The organism is Micromonospora sp. WMMD1082, from assembly GCF_029626175.1.
In the GTDB taxonomy this organism is placed as follows: domain Bacteria; phylum Actinomycetota; class Actinomycetes; order Mycobacteriales; family Micromonosporaceae; genus Micromonospora.
In genome coordinates this window covers 2,197,312-2,213,540 of record NZ_JARUBM010000002.1, presented here as the reverse complement: position 1 = coordinate 2,213,540, position 16,229 = coordinate 2,197,312, and the positions used below count along the sequence as shown (strand labels likewise).

The 16,229-nt window shown below is 73.8% G+C and carries 14 protein-coding genes and 1 tRNA gene; 8 read left to right on the top strand and 7 right to left on the bottom strand.

Going from position 1 to position 16,229, the window contains the following annotated elements; genetic code table 11:
- The first annotated feature begins 11 nt into the window (after positions 1-11).
- Positions 12-752 carry an HAD family hydrolase gene (locus tag O7615_RS10395; protein WP_278177201.1) on the top strand — a complete coding sequence of 247 codons (741 nt, stop codon included), beginning with the start codon at positions 12-14 and terminating at the stop codon, positions 750-752.
- Positions 753-793: 41 nt separating this feature from the next.
- Here the strand turns inward: O7615_RS10395 and O7615_RS10390 are convergent, their stop codons facing one another.
- Both O7615_RS10390 and O7615_RS10385 read right to left on the bottom strand, forming a co-directional pair.
- Entirely contained in the window at positions 794-1,696 is a 903-nt protein-coding gene (locus O7615_RS10390; protein ID WP_278177200.1) for a hypothetical protein, read from the bottom strand.
- 193 nt (positions 1,697-1,889) lie between these two features.
- Complete coding sequence (locus O7615_RS10385; RefSeq protein WP_278177199.1) at positions 1,890-2,567, bottom strand: helix-turn-helix domain-containing protein; 678 nt, start codon at positions 2,565-2,567, stop codon at positions 1,890-1,892.
- 63 nt (positions 2,568-2,630) lie between these two features.
- Between O7615_RS10385 and cysS the strand changes: the two genes are divergently transcribed.
- Together cysS and rlmB are read left to right on the top strand one after the other, a co-directional pair.
- The gene (gene cysS / locus O7615_RS10380; protein ID WP_278177198.1) at positions 2,631-4,046 is read left to right on the top strand and encodes a cysteine--tRNA ligase; all 1,416 of its coding nucleotides are present in this window, start codon (positions 2,631-2,633) and stop codon (positions 4,044-4,046) included.
- A complete protein-coding gene (rlmB, locus tag O7615_RS10375) occupies positions 4,046-5,170 on the top strand; it encodes a 23S rRNA (guanosine(2251)-2'-O)-methyltransferase RlmB (RefSeq protein ID WP_278177196.1) in 1,125 nt (374 codons plus the stop codon). Before cysS ends, rlmB begins: the two co-directional genes overlap by 1 nt.
- 68 nt (positions 5,171-5,238) lie before the next feature.
- Here the strand turns inward: rlmB and ugpC are convergent, their stop codons facing one another.
- Complete coding sequence (gene ugpC, locus O7615_RS10370; protein WP_278177195.1) at positions 5,239-6,330, bottom strand: sn-glycerol-3-phosphate ABC transporter ATP-binding protein UgpC; 1,092 nt, start codon at positions 6,328-6,330, stop codon at positions 5,239-5,241.
- A gap of 320 nt (positions 6,331-6,650) precedes the next feature.
- Between ugpC and O7615_RS10365 the strand changes: the two genes are divergently transcribed.
- The 3 genes from O7615_RS10365 to O7615_RS10355 all read left to right on the top strand — a co-directional run bounded on the left by O7615_RS10365 (position 6,651) and on the right by O7615_RS10355 (position 9,329).
- A tRNA-Thr gene (locus O7615_RS10365) sits at positions 6,651-6,727 on the top strand.
- Positions 6,728-6,837: 110 nt separating this feature from the next.
- Positions 6,838-7,722 carry a hypothetical protein gene (locus O7615_RS10360; RefSeq protein WP_278177194.1) on the top strand — a complete coding sequence of 295 codons (885 nt, stop codon included), beginning with the start codon at positions 6,838-6,840 and terminating at the stop codon, positions 7,720-7,722.
- A complete protein-coding gene (locus O7615_RS10355) occupies positions 7,719-9,329 on the top strand; it encodes a hypothetical protein (protein ID WP_278177193.1) in 1,611 nt (536 codons plus the stop codon). The genes O7615_RS10360 and O7615_RS10355 overlap by 4 nt, the downstream gene beginning before the upstream one ends.
- A gap of 113 nt (positions 9,330-9,442) precedes the next feature.
- On the opposite strand, the gene O7615_RS10350 is transcribed toward O7615_RS10355, so the two are convergent.
- Together O7615_RS10350 and O7615_RS10345 are read right to left on the bottom strand one after the other, a co-directional pair.
- Entirely contained in the window at positions 9,443-10,558 is a 1,116-nt protein-coding gene (locus O7615_RS10350) for a glycosyltransferase (RefSeq protein ID WP_278177192.1), read from the bottom strand.
- Entirely contained in the window at positions 10,545-11,555 is a 1,011-nt protein-coding gene (locus tag O7615_RS10345; RefSeq protein ID WP_278177191.1) for a glycosyltransferase family 2 protein, read from the bottom strand. The genes O7615_RS10350 and O7615_RS10345 overlap by 14 nt, the downstream gene beginning before the upstream one ends.
- Positions 11,556-11,711: 156 nt before the next feature.
- On the opposite strand from O7615_RS10345, the gene O7615_RS10340 reads away from it, so the two are divergent.
- Positions 11,712-12,134 carry an ASCH domain-containing protein gene (locus tag O7615_RS10340; RefSeq protein ID WP_278182048.1) on the top strand — a complete coding sequence of 141 codons (423 nt, stop codon included), beginning with the start codon at positions 11,712-11,714 and terminating at the stop codon, positions 12,132-12,134.
- A gap of 71 nt (positions 12,135-12,205) precedes the next feature.
- Here O7615_RS10340 and O7615_RS10335 read toward each other — a convergent pair whose 3' ends face one another.
- Complete coding sequence (locus O7615_RS10335; protein WP_278177190.1) at positions 12,206-13,732, bottom strand: FAD-dependent oxidoreductase; 1,527 nt, start codon at positions 13,730-13,732, stop codon at positions 12,206-12,208.
- A 111-nt stretch (positions 13,733-13,843) separates the two neighbouring features.
- Positions 13,844-14,323: an MSMEG_6728 family protein gene (locus O7615_RS10330; protein ID WP_278177189.1), complete on the bottom strand. Its 480-nt coding sequence runs from the start codon at positions 14,321-14,323 to the stop codon at positions 13,844-13,846.
- Positions 14,324-14,417: 94 nt separating this feature from the next.
- Here O7615_RS10330 and O7615_RS10325 point away from each other — a divergent pair, with 94 nt between their 5' ends.
- Positions 14,418-16,214, top strand: a complete 1,797-nt coding sequence (locus O7615_RS10325) for an NAD-binding protein (protein ID WP_278177188.1) — start codon at positions 14,418-14,420, stop codon at positions 16,212-16,214.
- The last annotated feature ends 15 nt before the right edge of the window (positions 16,215-16,229 follow it).

The window sequence follows — 16,229 nt, the reverse complement described above, 5'->3', positions numbered from 1 at the left end:
CGCTGGGCGGCATGCTGACCACGGTGGTCTTCGATGCCGACGAGACCCTGATCGACCTCCGTCCGGCCGTCACCGGTGGGCTGACGGCCGTACTGGAGGAGATGCGGCGGCGGACTCCGGCGGCGGCCGGCGTCTGCCTGGCGGACCTGGAGTCGGACTGGGACGCGGTCTTCGGTGACCTGGCCGCGGCGCCGGTGGCCGAGATCCGGCGGGCCGCGCTGGCCCGCTCGCTGGGTCGGGCCGGTCTCGGCGCCCATCTGGACGAGTTGGCAGCGCTCTTCTTCGCCCGGCGGTTCGCGCTCACCCGGCCGTTCGCCGACGCGCTGCCCGCGCTGGCCGTCCTGCGTCAACGGTGGACGCTGGGCTTCGCCACCAACGGCAACAGCCGCGCCGAACGCTGCGGCCTCGCCAATGAGTTCGCCTTCGAGGTGTACGCGCACCACAACGGCCTTCCCAAGAAGCCGGCCCCGGAGTTCTACGCCGCGGTGTGCGAGGCGGCCGGTGTGCCGCCCGGGCAGGTGGTGCACGTCGGCGACAACCCGGCGTACGACGTTGTCGGGGCGCAGCGGGCCGGTCTGCGGGCCGTCTGGCTCGACCGGCGCGGCGAGCGGTTGCCGGCCGGTGTGGTGCCGGACGCCACCGTCTCCACGTTGGCCGAGTTGCCCGCCGCGCTGGCCGAGCTGGCCGGCGACGGTGACCCGTCGTCGCCGATCCGGCCCCGCGCCGGCCAAACACCACCCGCGGTCGTCTGACCACGCGGCCGTTGACGGTGCCCGTCGTGGCCGTCTCGTGCTCATCCGCGCCACCCCCGCTTGGCCAGGACGGACTTGATCTCGCGGACGATCCCCGGGAAGTCTCCGTACAGGCGGCGACTGGTCACGTGCAGGACCAGCCAGCCCGCCCCGACAAGTCGGTTGAGCCGCCGCCGGTCCCGGTGCAACTGCTCGCGATCCGAGTGCCAGTGCCCGTCGTACTCCACCGCGACCTTGAAGTCCGGCCAGGCGAGGTCGGGATGCAGGACCGGACCGCCGGGCGCCCGTACCGGGTGCTGCACGACCGGGCGGGGCAACCCGGCCAGCACCAGCCGGATCCGTAGATGCGACTCGGACGGTGACTGGGCCGCCGGTTCCGCGAGGTCAAACAACCAACGTGCCCGGCGTACGCCGGGGCGGGCGTCGTTCGCGGCGGCGATCTCGGCGAGCGCCGCCCGCGTGGTGAGACCTCGGCCGAGCAGGGTGTCGACGATGCCGATCGCGCGGATCGGCTCCAGCCAGGCGGCGCTCTCCCAGGCGGCCCGGGTCGGGTCGGTGCGTGGCAGCGTGCCCGGGCGGGCGAGCCCGGCCAACTCCGCCCCGGCGATCGTGTGCACCTGCAGGCTCCGTTGGCTGCGCAGCCCGGACTGCGCCGGCACCAGAACGTGGACGGCGTCGGCAAAGCCGGCGGCATGCTCGATCCCGTGCAGGTACGCCGCCGACGGGCCGGCGATGACCGCCCCGGCCGGCAACTGGAGCGCCACGGCACGGCAGGCCAACTCGTGGTCACGATCGAGCCGGGCATCGGCGTAGATGTCCCGCCGCAGTCGAACCCAGGCGGAGTTACGCAGCTGGTTGCCAGTGAGCAGGCCACCACGGACGGCGTCCGAGCCGCGGAAGACCTGCCAGGCCAGGGCGTCCGGTCGGTGTGCTTGAGCAGGCATGACCGAAGCCTGCTCGCCGTGCGGCCGTGCCGGCAGCCCCTGTGGATAACCTCGGACCTCCCCGTAGCCGTCGCCTGTGGATAGTGCCCACACCCACCGCTTCATGTGCTATGTGGCGCACCTCGATCCCGCTGGGCCGGGCCGGTCACGACGTGCGCCGAGCGCCGGTCGGAGGCGGGCCAGGGGTGGGGGATCAGGCGAGGGCGGCGGCGATGGCGGTGGCGGCGGCCAGCACCTGCGCGCCGACTGCCTCGGCGTCGAGTGGCGCCAGCGCGACCACCCCGACGCTCGCCTCCAGGCCGGGCACCCCGAGCACCGGCGCGGCCACTCCGTACGCGCCGGGTTGCAGCTCACCGGCGGTGCTCACCGGGCCGGCGGCGCCCGACCGGCCGGCGAGGATGGCCCGCCCGGCCGCTCCGCGCTCCAGCGGGTGCCGGGCCCCGGTCCGGTACGCCACGTGGAACGACGTCCAGCTCGGCTCGACCACCGCCAGCGCGACCCCCTCGCCGCCCTCGACCACGGTCAGGTGGGCGGTGGCCCCGGCCTGCTCGGCGAGCCGCCGCAGCGCGGGCAGCGCTCCCTCGGCGAGCAGCGGCTGGGCGCGCCGGGCCAGGTGCAGCACGCCCGCGCCGAGGCGCAGCCGGCCAGCGGCGTCGCGGCGTAGCATTCCGTGCGCGGTCAGGGGGCCGACCAGCCGGTAGACGGCGGCCCGACCGATGCCCAGCCGGTTCGCCGCCTCGGTGACGGTCAGCCCGCCCGGGGCGTCCGCGACCAGGTGCAGCAGTCGCAGCCCCCGGTCCAGGGTCTGCGACGCCTCGCCACCGGCCACGGCGGGTGGCGGATCGATGCCGGGCGTCGCTGAGGTGCTCACGATCAGCAGCGTACGACCCGGCTCCGGGGGACCGGGAAAACGACGGACCGTTACCCTTGTACGGTGACGCTACGCCTGTATGACACCGCCACCCGATCGGTGCGGGACTTCGTCCCGCGGGAAGCCGGCAAGGTGGGGGTCTACCTGTGTGGTCTCACCCTCCAGGCACCGCCACACATCGGCCATCTTCGCTCCGGCGTCAACTACGACGTGCTGCGCCGCTGGCTGCTGGCGGCCGGTTTCCAGGTCACCTTCATCCGCAACGTGACCGACATCGACGACAAGATCCTGGTCAAGGCGCAGGAGCAAAGGCGCCCATTCTGGTCGATCGCGTACGCCAACGAGCTGAAGCTCGCCGAGGCGTACCGGGCGTTGAACGTGTTGCCGCCCAGCTACGAGCCCCGGGCCACCGGGCACATCCCCGAGATGCACGAACTGATCGCGCAGTTGATCGACCGGGGGCACGCCTACCCGGCCACCGACGGCACTGGCGACGTGTACTTCGACGTGTGCTCGTGGCCGTCGTACGGTGCGTTGTCGAACCAGTCGCCGGACGACATGCAGTCCGCCGGTGACGCACCGGATCGCGGCAAGCGCGACCCACGGGACTTCGCCCTCTGGAAGGGCGCCAAACCGGACGAGCCGGCGGACGCCTACTGGCCGTCGCCGTGGGGGCGGGGGCGGCCCGGCTGGCACATCGAGTGCTCGGCGATGTGCTGGCGATACCTGGGCCCGGAGTTCGACATCCACGGCGGCGGGCTCGACCTGACCTTCCCGCACCACGAGAACGAGCTGGCCCAGTCCCAGGCCGCCGGCCTGCCCTTCGCCCGGTACTGGGTGCACCACGGCCTGCTCGGCATCGGCGGGGCGAAGATGGGCAAGTCGCTGGGCAACGCCCTCGACCTGGACTACGTCGCCGCGCTCGGGGTGCGCCCGGTGGAGCTGCGCTACTACTACGTCGCCGCGCACTACCGCTCCCGGATCGACTACTCCGAGGAGGCGCTGCGCGAGGCGGCCGTCGCGTACCGGCGGATCGAGGGTTTCGTGCAGCGGGCCGTCGAGCGGGTGGGTGCCGGCGGCCTCGGCGAGCTGCCCGCCGCGTTCGCCGCGGCGATGGACGACGACCTGAACACCTCGGCCGCCCTGGCCGCCCTGCACGAGGTGCTGCGCGACGGCAACAACGCGCTGGCCGGCGGGGACGATGTGACCGTCCGCACGACGCTGGCCGATGTCCGCGGGATGCTGGATATCCTCGGGGTCGACCCCCTCGATCCGGCGTGGACCGGTGGGGCCCGGGCGAGCGACCTCCGTGGTGTGGTGGACTCCCTGGTCGCCCTGGCCCTCGAACAGCGCGCGCAGGCCCGGGTCCGGAAGGACTGGGCGGCCGCCGACGCGCTGCGGGATCAACTCAAGCGGGCCGGAGTGGTTGTCGAGGACACCCCCCAGGGCCCGCGGTGGACTATTGGAGAGCATGACTGATGGCCGGCAATTCGCAGCGCCGTGGCCGGCGGGTGGCGTCGAAGACGAGCGCACCCAAGGGCTCCGGCGGCAAGAACAAGGACTCCCTCGCCGGCCGAGGGCGCACCCTGCCCGCCGACGAGCGGCCATGGCACAAGGCGTACTCCGGCACGGAGAAGTTGCCCCAGCGCACCGCCTGGAAGCAGGAGAAGGAGCGCCGGGCGGCGGCTGAGGAGGGGCGGGCGCCGAAGATCGGCAAGCCCGGCAGCAAGGACACCACCTGGGGCAAGGGCGGCGGCCGGGGCGCGGCCACCGCCCAGCCGGCCCGGGGCAGCAGGCAGCCCGCCGGGCGTGGTGGCCCCCGGGTCGCGCCGGGGCGCAAGTCCAACCCCGCGAAGGACGCGCCGGAGCTGCTGGTCGGCCGCAACCCGGTGCTGGAGGCGCTGCGTGCCCAGGTGCCGGCCACCGCGCTCTACACCGCGCAGGGCATCGACGTCGACGACCGGGTGAAGGAGATCATCCGTACCGCCGCCGACCGGGGCATCGCGATCCTGGAGGTCAGCCGCGCCGAGCTGGACCGGATGACCGGGGGAGTGCTGCACCAGGGGGTCGGCCTCCAGGTGCCGCCGTTCGCGTACGAGCCGTTCGAGGATCTGGTCGCGGCCGCGCTGGAGCAGCCGGCACCGCTGCTGGTGGCGCTGGACGGGGTCACCGATCCGCGCAACCTCGGCGCGGTGATCCGTTCGGCCGCCGCGTTCGGCGCGCAGGGTGTCTTCGTACCGGAGCGGCGGGCGGCCGGGATCACCGCGACCGCCTGGCGGACCAGTGCCGGCGCGGCGGCCCGGGTTCCGGTGGCCCAGGTCACCAACCTGACCCGGTCGTTGAAGGCCTGCCGGGACGCCGGCTTCGTGGTGGTCGGCCTGGACGCCGACGGCGAGACGGGTCTCTACGACCTGGAGGCCGCGGTCGGTCCGCTGGTCGTGGTGGTCGGCTCGGAGGGGCGCGGGCTGTCCCGGCTGGTCGGGCAGACCTGCGACCTCACCGTCAGCATTCCGATGATCTCCGAGGTGGAGTCGCTGAACGCGAGCGTCGCCGCCGCGGTCACCCTGGCCGAGGTGGCGCGCCGCCGGGCCGTCGAGGACTGAGAGCCCTCAGGAGAGTACGCGGAAGGGGCGGCCCGCCACCGGCGGGCCGCCCCTTCGTGGTCGCTACGTCAGATGCGCTGCCCGGTGGCGGCGTGGAAGACGTGGCTCTGGCCGGTACGCGGCTTCACGAAGATCGTGTCACCCATGTTCGGCATGGTCCGCCGGTCGGTACGCACCACGAACCGCTCGGAGGCGCCGTCCAGCGCGGCGTGCCCGTAGACGTTGGCGTCGGAGCCGAGGTCCTCGACCAGCTCGACCACGACCGGCATGCCGCCCTCGGTCGGGCTGACGATGTCGCAGTCCTCCGGGCGGAAGCCGACGGTCACCTTGCCGTTGCCGCCCTCGGCGTTGGCGGCCTCGGTCTGCTCCCGGCTCAGCGGCACGAACATCTCGGCGAACGCCGCGCCCTGCTCGGCGAGCTGGACGGTCTTGATGTTCATGGCGGGGGAGCCGATGAAGCCGGCAACGAAGACGTTGGCCGGGGTGTCGTAGAGCGCCCGCGGGGTGTCGACCTGCTGGAGCACGCCGTCGAGCATGACCGCCACCCGGTGACCCATGGTCATGGCCTCGACCTGGTCGTGGGTGACGTAGACGGTGGTGATGCCGAGGTTGGCCTGCAGCGAGGCGATCTGGGTACGGGTCTGGACCCGGAGCTTGGCGTCGAGGTTCGACAGCGGCTCGTCCATCAGGAAGACCTGCGGCTCCCGGACGATGGCCCGACCCATCGCGACCCGCTGGCGCTGACCACCGGAGAGCGCCTTGGGCTTGCGGTTGAGGTACTCCTCCAGCTGGAGCAGCGCCGCCGCCTCCTTGACCCGCCGGTCGATCTCCGACTTCGAGGTCTTGCGCAGCTTGAGCGCGAACGCCATGTTCTCGTACACCGACATGTGCGGGTAGAGGGCGTAGTTCTGGAAGACCATCGCGATGTCGCGGGCCTTCGGCGGCAGGTGCGTGACGTCCCGATCGTCGATGTAGATCGCGCCGTCGTCGACGTCCTCCAGGCCGGCGAGCATGCGCAGGCTGGTGGACTTACCGCAACCGGAGGGACCGACGAGGACGAGGAACTCGCCGTCGCCGATCTGAAGGTCGAGCTGGTTGACCGCGGGGCGTTCGGTGCCCGGGTAGATCCGGGACGCCTTCGCGTAGGTGACCGTAGCCATGAGGGGACGCTTCCTTTCACCGGCAGGAACGTGCCGGACGATCCGAGTGAAGGAGCGACCGGCACGGATGCCCGTACCGGCGCCACGACCGGCGCGGGGCGAGCCCGTGTCGTTCGTGTCACTGCACGGTAAACGGCTTTCGCCGTGATGCCAAGGTTCGCCGGTCTTTGATCGGTTCCGCAGCATTCGCATTCCGGTCACTCGGGCATGGTCGGACACGAATCGACGCCCACGCGTCGGGATGTTGACGTTTCCCATGCTCGGGAGGCCTGCCGAGCAGGAAAACCGGACGCCGGTCGCTATGCTGGCGACGACACAGCGCCCCTGTAGCTCAGCTGGCCAGAGCACCCGCCTTGTAAGCGGGATGTCGCCGGTTCGATCCCGGCCGGGGGCTCCATTCGCATCACACCCGGCGCACCGGGTCGACATCTTCGCGTGGCCGGGTGTTCAGGCGGGCCCGTTAGGCTCCGCCTCCACCCGTCACCACGACCAGGGACGCCCGCCACCGTGCACCACGCCAACCACTACTACGGGCACTCCCACGTGCTGGCCCGCTACTGCGGGCTCGACGACCGGGATCCACCGCGCATCCACGGCTACCTCCAGCACGGCTGGAACATCGGCGACGGCATGGCACCCGACCACGAGTTCGTGCCGGGGGTACCGCTGCTCCTCTGGTCCGAGCGGACCCGGCGGCGGGCCTGGTCGCTCGGGCACCGGCAGACGTACGTGGTCGGCTCCCCGTGGGCGTACCTGCTGGCCCTGGAGCCGGCGGGCCCGCAGCGGCGGGAGGGCACCATCTGGTACCCGTTCCACGGCTGGGAGGGTCAGCGGGTGGTCGGCGACCACGGCCGGCTGATGGACGAGATCCGGGCCGTGGAGTCGGGACCGGTGACGGTCTGCCTCTACTGGCAGGAGTACCGGTCGACGCGGGTACGGCGGCACTACGAACGGGCCGGCTTCCGGGTCGTCTGCCACGGCTACCGGGGTGGCCGGTGGAGCGACCTCGACCCGGGGTTCCTGCATCGGCAGCTGGCCGAGCTGCGCGGTCACCGGCGGGTCGCCTCGAACCGGCTCTGCAGCGCGGTCTTCTACGGCATCCTGGCCGGCTGCGAACCGGCCGTGTACGGAGATCCGATGCAGCTGGCCGGGGAGGCCCCGATCTGGGGTGGTCAGCCGCGGATCCGTCGGGAGTGGGCGCACCTGCACGGCCCGCGGGTCGACCCGGCCGTGGCCCGCGACGCCGCCGTGTCCGAGCTGGGCGCCGACCGGCTGCTCCCACCGGCCGAGTTGCGCCGGTTGTTCCGCTGGCCCGAGCCGGCCGTCGGCTCGTTCCGCCGGTCCGAGCCGCTCGTCAGCGCTGACCGGCACGGCACGGAGGTGGGCAGGTGAGGGACGCGGTGCCGGTGCAACTGCTCGGTGGGGAGATGCTGGCCTGGTCGGATCTTGACGGCGCGCACGGCCCAGGACCGGTACGTGGGCCGGGACTGGCGGCGCTGCTGTCCGCCGCGTCCGGCCGCATCCTGGTGGTGGGGCCGCACGATCCCGAACTGCTCGACGCGCTGCCCCCGGCAGACCTGACCGTGCTGGTCCGGGGACTGCCGGATGCCGAGGCGCTGGCCGCGCGGTACGCCGACCGGCCGGGGGTACGGGTGTGCTGCGGCGGCCCGGAGAAGCTCGCCACCACCCCGCCGTACGACACCGTGGTCGCCCTGGACGGGCTGGCCCGGCTCAGTTCGGTCGAGGGCACGCAGCTGTCCTGGGGTGCGGCGTTCGATCTGCTCGTCTCGGTGTTGCGGCCGGGCGGGCGGCTGCTGCTCGGCGTCGAGAACCACCTCGGGCTGCACCGGCTGTCCGCGTTGCCACCACCGATCGCCGATGGCGACTGGGCGGCGCTCGGCGAGTACGACGACACCCGCCCGGCCGGCCCGGCCCGCCTGCGGGACCGGCTCGCGGCGGCCGGGCTGCGGATCGACGGCACCTGGGCGGCCTTCCCGTCGCCCCTCGCGCCCGCCGCCCTGCTCGGCACGGAGCTGCTGGCCGACCCGGACCTGACCGGCTTCCTCCAGGCCACGCTGTCGGCCGCCGAGGCGGCCGCCGCCCAATCGTCCACGGCACCCGCCCCGCCGACCCTGACCGATCCGACTCGCTTGGCTGACCCGGCTGACCCGGCTGATCCGACCGGCCCGGCTGATCCGGCTTGCCTGGCCGATCCGGCTCGCCTGGCGGGGGCGGCGATCCGGAACGGGGCCGGCCTGGAGCTGGCTCCCGGCTGGGTCCTGCTGGCCGCACTCCCGCCGATGTCTCCCGCCGAGAGCGGCGACCACACCGCCCAGGGCGCCGGCACCGCCGCGGGAGTGCTCGTCGAGGGCGGCCGGATCCGGGAGGTTCGCCGTGACCCGGTTGAGGGCTGGCGGTTCGCCGACGGCGGGGCGGTTCCGTCGGGGCGTACCGTCGAGGATCTGGTGGTGGCCGCGTCGCTGGGGCGGGACCTGCCCGCGGTGCGCGCGCTGCTCACCGCCTGGCAGTCCGGCGCGGCGGCGGGCGTCCCGGCGGATCAGGTGGTCCTCACCCGGGCCGGCGCCTGGCCCGGTTCCGCCGACGCGACGGAGCCGGCGGTGGCGCTGCGGCGGCTGGCGTCCCGGCTGGTCGATGCCGGGCTGGCCCACCTCTGGCCGGCCGGTGAGCTGGCCGCCACCCTGGCCACGATGGCCGGTCAGCAGCCGGCGGGGTTTGCCGACGACGTCGGCGGCGCCGGTGCCGGGGGGTGGCGGGAGCTGCTGGTGGACCGGGACCGGCTGGCCCGCGAGCTGGCCGAGGCGCGCGCACTGCACCGGTGGTACGAGCGGACGCTGACCGAACGCGACGCCGAGCTGAAGCGCCTGCGCCAGATCGTCTCGCTGCTACGCGGCACCCCCACCGCCCGCGCCGCCCGCCTCCTGCTCGCCGGCGCCCGCACCGCTCGCACCGCCCTTCACCGCCTCCGCCCCCCTGACTAACCCACCCGCCCCCACCACCCCTGCCCATGTCGATCATGCAGTTGTGGCACCTCACGAACAGCATCAAAGGGCGCCTATCGGACGCCATAGCTGCATGATCGGTGTGTGCTGGGTCAGCGGGAGGTGCACAGGGCGGTGTAGAGGGATTCCAGGTGGCGGGTTTGGTGGCGGAGGTCGAAGTCGGTTTCGGCGCGCTGGCGGCCGGCCCGGCCGAGGCGGTCGCGCAGCGGGGCGTCGGTGAGCAGGCGGCGCAGGTTGGCGGCCAGCGCCGCGCGGTCCCCCTCCGCGCCGAGCAGGCCGTTCGCCTCGTGGGTGACCGCCTCGGGGATGCCGCTGTGGTACGTCGAGACGACCGGCACGCCGAGGCTGAACGCCTCCAGGATCGTGGTGGGCAGCCCTTCGGTGTCGCCGTCCGGCGCCGTCCGCGAGGGCGCCGCGAGGATCCGCGCCTCGGCGATGTGTCCCATCACCTCGGCCGGTGGCAGCGCGCCGGGGAAGGTGGCGTCCAGGCCGAGCCGTGCGGCGCGGGCGCGTACCCGCTCGCGTAGCGGCCCGGTGCCGACGAGCAGGACCCGTGGGCGCAGATCCGGCAGCGTCCCGAGCGCCTCGACGAGATCCTCGACCCCCTTCTTCTCGACGAAGCGGCCGACGAAGACGACATCCCAGCGCTTCGGCCCGACCGCCGGCTCCGGCGGCACCGGCACCCCGGTGTGGTGTACGCGGACCTTCGCCGGATCCGCCCCCAGCTCCACCGCCCGGTCCCGGATCGCCCCGGAGACGGCCAGGATCAGCGCGGCCCGGTCGAACATGGTGCGCAGGTTCCGCCGGTGCCGGGCGCCGCGCGGCCCGGGTGCCGCCGCCTGCTGAGTGACATCGAGGCCATGCAGGGTGACGACCAGCGGGATGCCGAGTTGCGTCGCGGTGCGGCTGACCAGCCAGCCGTCCCCGCCGAAATGGGCGTGCACCACCTCGGGGCGCAGCCGGGCCAGCAGGCGGCGCAGCCGGGGGGTGCCGCCGGTCAGCCGTAGTCGCAGCCACTCGCGGCGGCCACGGGGCGTGTCCGGGCACACCACGACGTCACTGTCCCGGGACAGCGACGAGGGAACCCGGATGGCGCCGAGGTAGACCGGACGCCAGGTGGAGAGGGCGTCGCCCTGGTTGCGGATGAACGTCTCCGATCCGGGCAGCAGGCAGCTACGCCAGATCACGGCGACCCTATCGCCGGACATCGGCCCCGATCTCCGCCGCCCCGGCCCGCCCCTCGGCGACGCCCTCGCCGGTCCCGGCCCGACCACGACCACGACCGAGGATCCGGTCCCGTACGCGGTGACGCAGGTGCGCAGGGAGCACCCAGATCTGCAGGAACGTCAGGTAGTCGACGGCACCGGGCCGGCCGTGCCGGCGCGCCTCGGTGAGCAGCAGGCGGAAGACCCGGAAGCTGCGGGTCGGCGCGGCCATCGAGCTGATGATGCTCATCGTGATCGCCGCGTACGCCCGGGGGGTGATCAGTGGCCGGATGCCGCGCAGCCACTCCAGCTGCGCCTCCCACGGCGAGCTGAGGCTGATCCGTGGCCGGTCCTCGTCCTGGTGCCACAGCACGAGCGGCTCGGCCGCGATGAGCAGCTCGACGTCGGGCTGGCTGGTCGCGCGTACGGTCCAGTCGAGTTCCTGCTGCCGACGCAGGCCGACGGTGAACGGCACCCGGCGCAGCAACTCGGTCGGCGCCATGATGGTCGAGGTCTGGATGAAACCGTCGCCGTGGAAGAGCCCGCGCCGCAGGGTGAGGTACTCGCAGACCGGCTCGCCCGGCTCCGGCAGCCGGCGGGGCATCACGAACTCCGCCCGGGGCGTCTTGTTGATCAGCCGGCTGGCGATGATCGGGCTGTCCACCGAGGCGTGGCCGGCCAGTTCCAGCTGGACGGCCAGCTTGGTCGGCAGCCACTCGTCGTCGTCATCGAGCAGGGCGGTCCACGTGGCAGCCGCCTCGCGTACGCCCACGTTGCGGGCGTTGGGCGCGCCACCCTGGTCGGCCAGCTCCACCACCCGTAGCCGGGGGTCGCCGATCTCGGCGAGGGCCTTGCCGGTCGCCTCGTCCGGGCCGTCGACCACGACGATGACCTCGATGTCGGTCACGGTCTGCGCGAGGGCGCTGCGGACCGCACGGGTCACCAACTCCGGCCGGGCGAAGGTGGGAACGACCACGCTGACCTCGGGTGTGGATGGCATGACCACCTGCTCACTGCTGCCGGTTACGACGTGCGCGCAGGGTGACGCTAGGGGTCGTGGGCGGCCCGCCGGTGAATGCCGGGCGGCGAGCAGGCGTACAGCGGCGGTCGTCGGGTGGGGCGGGCCGGGCCGGCGCCGGGCTGGGCTAGCCTCTGGATCATGTCGGATCTGCCGAAGGTCGAGTTCGCCTTTCCCGGGCCCCTGCGGGACCAGATCGTCGCCGCGATCCTCTCCGGGGCGAAGACCTCGACCACGGGTCTGCTGCACGAGCACGAGCACGAGCGCGAGGGTGAGCCGCTGCCGGTGGTCGGAGACCGGTCGGTCGTGGTGGACTCCGACGACCGGCCGGCGGCGGTGATCGAGCTGACCGAGGTGCGGGTGGTCCGGCTCGGTGACGTCGACCTGGCCCATGCCCGGGACGAGGGCGAGGGGTTCGAGACGGTCGCCGGCTGGCGCGCCGGGCACGAGGAGTTCTGGCACGGCCCGGAGTACCGGGCCTACCTGGACGAGCCCGACTTCACCGTGGACGACGACACGCTCGCCGTCCTCCAGCGCTTCCGCGTGGTGCGGGACGGCTGAACCGGCACGGCCCGGCGTGGCGAGCGCGACGCATGCACCGCGCTCGCGCGGTCGGCGCTGTGCTCGCGCGGTCAGTGCCGGGCGAGCAGGCCACGGGGCCGGACCGAGTGGACCGGCTCGGCCGTAGCGCCCTCGGCCCGCAGGATGTGGTTCGCCGCGAGGATCCCGGTGGCCGCCGCACGCTCCATCAACGCGCTGGGGAAGTCGGTGCGGATACCGTCGCCGGCCAGGTACAACCCGTCGGCGTCGGTGCGTACCCCCGGTCGCCCGGCATGGCTGCCCGGCGCGAAGGCCGGCGCCTTCGCCTCCACCCGGGCCCGCAGCTCCCGCACCCGCAGCCGGTCCGCCTCCGGCCAGAGCACGCCCAGCTCGGCGCGCATCCGTCCGGCCAGCTCCGTGGCCGGCACGTCCGGTTCGCAGGCGTACGCGTGCAGCTCGATCACAGATCCGCCGGTGCGCTCGGCCCAGCGGCGGGACTCGTGCTCCAGCCGGTGGTACAGCGTCACCGAGTCCAGCGTGGACTGCCGGGACACCCCGCTGAAGATCGCCCGCCCGGGGTCGACGTCACCGTCGCACCAGTAGCGGGCGACCGCGTACGGCGGGCCGGGGCGACCGTACGCGGGCATCGCCGCCACCAGCGCCGGGGCCTGCTCGGCCAGCGACGGGGAGCCCGCGACCAGCGCGGCGAGGGCCGGCGGGTCGACGGCGAGCACGACGTGCCCGGCCCGGAAGGTCCGCTCGGGAGTCCGCACCCGCCAGCCGTCGGGGTCGCGGTGCAGCGATGCCACCGGAGCACCGGTGTGGATCCGGCCGCCGTGCCGCTCGACGTGCCGGGCCAGGGGCGCCCAGATCGCCGTGGCGTAGTCCTCGTCGGGGCAGTCGAAGGCCAGCCCTTCCGGGTTGCCGAGCAGGTAGAAGTGGAACTGGGCGATCATCTCGGCGGCCGACATCTCCGCCTCGTGGTTGAAGAACGAATGGGAGAAGACCTCGAAGAGCATCGCCCGGGCCCGGTCCGGCAGCCGCAACGAGGTGAGCAGCTCGTCGGCGGTGGTGTCGTCGAACTCGGCGTAGGTGCGCACCGGGTCGTACGCCAGCAGCGGCAGCGCGGCGTCCCGGTCCATCCCGCGCAGGTCGCGTAGCCGCAGGCTGGGGCTGCGGGCCAGCAGCGTGAGCAGGTTCGCCGGCGGCGCGGGCGGCAGCCGCCCGAACTCCTCGGTCGGCCACCGCGCGCTCAGCACCGGGTAGCCCGGTACGGCCCGCAGGAAGCGCAGCGCCGGGTCGATCCGGCGCAGGACGTTCCGCCAGTTGTAGTACTGCCGGAAGAAGGCGTGGAAGCCGTGCTCGTTGACCTGGCGGCTGCCGTCGGCGAGAGTCTCCGGCCAGGCGGCGAGCCGGCCGCCCAGGGTCGGCGCGGCCTCCAGCACCGTCACCTCGACGCCGCGCTCCGCGAGCACCACCGCCGCGGACATGCCGGCGATGCCGCCGCCGACGACCACCGCGGCGACCGGGTGCGGCACCCGGGGGGCGCCACCGCCGCGCGGGTCCACCTCGTGCCGGCGTACGCCGAGGAGCCGACCAACCACCTGCGACAGCGCCACCCGCACCTCCCGGACCTCCGCTCAGTCTGCCCGAGTTGCGCGGCAGGTCCCGTCCGTTCGTCACAGGCAGCGCCACGTCACAGGCAGCGCCTCGTCACAGGCAGCGCCTCGTCACAGGCAGCGGCGAGGGCGGTCGGAGGCGGGCCAGACGTACTCCAGGTCGTCGGGGACGTCGTCGCCGAAGATGGGGCGGTAGTGCGCCGGATCCTTGCGCAGCAGCGACGAGCGGTGGCTCAGGTGCAGATCCGTCCGGCCGAGCCACGGTGGCAGTTCCCCGGCGGTGGCGAGTTCCCGCTGGGTGCGGACCCGCTCGGTGCCGCAGGCCGCGGCGAGGTCGGCGGCGAGGGTCGCCGCACAGGTGTCGGCCCGGCCGGCCGCGCACCACACCGCGCAGACGTCCAGCCCGTACCGGGTCAGGGCCTCCTCGTACCCGGCCCACATCCGCACCGCCGGGTGGTTGCGCCAGCCGTACGTGGGCCAGGTGAGCCCGCGTAGCACCTGGATGGCCTCCACCCGCTGCTTGCCCAGCCGGCGTTGGTCCAGTGCCCCGGCGCTGGCCAGGAAGTCCGGGTACGGCAGGAAGGTCTGCATGCCGCTGCCCTACCCGCCATCGGTCGGGACATGCCGGGGCGGCGCCGCGGCCAGGATCATGACGGGCTGCGCGGGTGGCGACCAGCTGACTAGCATGCGGGTCATGGCGGAGCCGTTGCTCGATCGGGCCCGGCGGGCCAGCCGCCGGTTGCGGGTCAACGGGGAAACCCGGGCGCACTACGTGATCTGCGGGCAGGATCCGCTCGCCTACTGGGTGGTGCGGACGATGCTGGTCGGCCAGCCGCAGGCCGGCCGGGTGCGGATCACCCTGATCGTGCCCGACCGCCAGCGCTCTCCCGGGCCGGACGGTCGTGACCTGCCCAGCGTCGAGGTGATCCGGGCCGAACGGCTGGACGAGGCCGCCTTCCACCGGGCCGGGCTGGCCGGCGCCGCCGGGCTGGCCCTGCTGCATCAGGACGACGTGGGCAACATGCACGCCGCGCTCTGCGCGCAGGAGGTCGAGCCCCGGCTGCGCCTGGTGGTGCGGATGTTCAACACCGGCCTGGCCAACGGCGTACGGCAGATCTTCCCCGACTCGGCGGTGCTGTCGGACGCCTCGATGGCCGCCCCGGCCTTCGTGGCCGCCGCGCTCGGTGAGGTCGCGCCGACGCACTTCCGGCACGGCGGGCGCACCCTCTACGTGGCCCGGCGGGAGGACGTACGCCCGAGTGAGATCGTCTGCGGGGTGGCCGACACCAGCGACTCGCAGCAGGATCTGGTGCTCCCCGCCAACGACCGGGACGCCGACGTGGTGCTCGCCGAGGCCGTGGGCCGGCCGGCCGGCACCGAGCTGGCCGCGCGCCGGCTGGTCCGCGCCCGGCGACGCCGCCGCCCGGTGGCGATGGTGCTGCGCGCGATCCGCAGCTTCGCCACCCGCAAGATCGGGCTCGCGGTGATGGTGCTGCTCGCCATGGTGGGGGCGCTGGGCGCCCTGTACGCCGCCACCGCGGACATCGGCTGGGCCGACGCGCTCTACCTGACGCTGGTCACCACCCTCACCGGGCAGGACCCGGACACCGCCAAGTCGGCCGCCGAGCAGGTCATGCAGGTGGCGCTCAACCTCGCCGGGCTGGCGTTGATCCCGCTGATCACGGCGGTGGTCGTCGACGGTGTGGTCCGGGCCCGGCTGGCCCTGCACACCGGGCGGATCCTGCCCGAGCGCTCCGGGCACGTGGTGGTGGTCGGGCTGGGCAACATCGGCACCCGGGTGATGGCCCAGCTCAACGACTTCGGCGTCGAGGTGGTGGCGATCGACAAGAATGCGGACGCGCGCGGCGCGGGGCTGGCCCGGCGGCTCGGCGTACCGCTGGTGGTGGGTGATGCGGCGCAGGAGGAGACGCTGCGGGCCGCCTCGGTCGCGACCTGTCAGGCGCTGGTGGTGGTCTCCACCGACGACGGGGCCAACCTGCGGGCGGCGCTGAACGCCCGTACCCTCGACGACCAGCTCCGGGTGGTGCTGCGGCTCTTCGACGGCGACTTCGCCGAGCGCGTGCAGCGGGCCTTCGGCATCGGCACCTCGCGCAGCGTCTCCTACCTGGCGGCACCGTCGTTCGCCGCCGCGCTGCTGGACCGGGCGGTGATCGCCACCATCCCGGTGGGCCGGCACGCGCTGCTGGTCACCGAGGTCCCGGTGGCCGCCGGCTCGGCCCTGGAGGGTCGTACGCTCGCCAGCGTCGGACGGCCCGGCAGCGTGCGCCTGCTCGCCCACGCCCGGGCCGGGCAACACCTCGACTGGTCGCCGGACCGGCGGATGGTGATCGTCGCGGGTGACCGGCTGACCGTGGTGGCCCGGCGCGCCGGCCTGAACGCCCTGCTCCGCGAAGCCGCCCCGGCCGAGCCGACGCCGCCGCCCCCGGTCGGCGCGCCGACGCCCCGCGAGGCGGAGAAGTAGCTCCCCGGCGACACC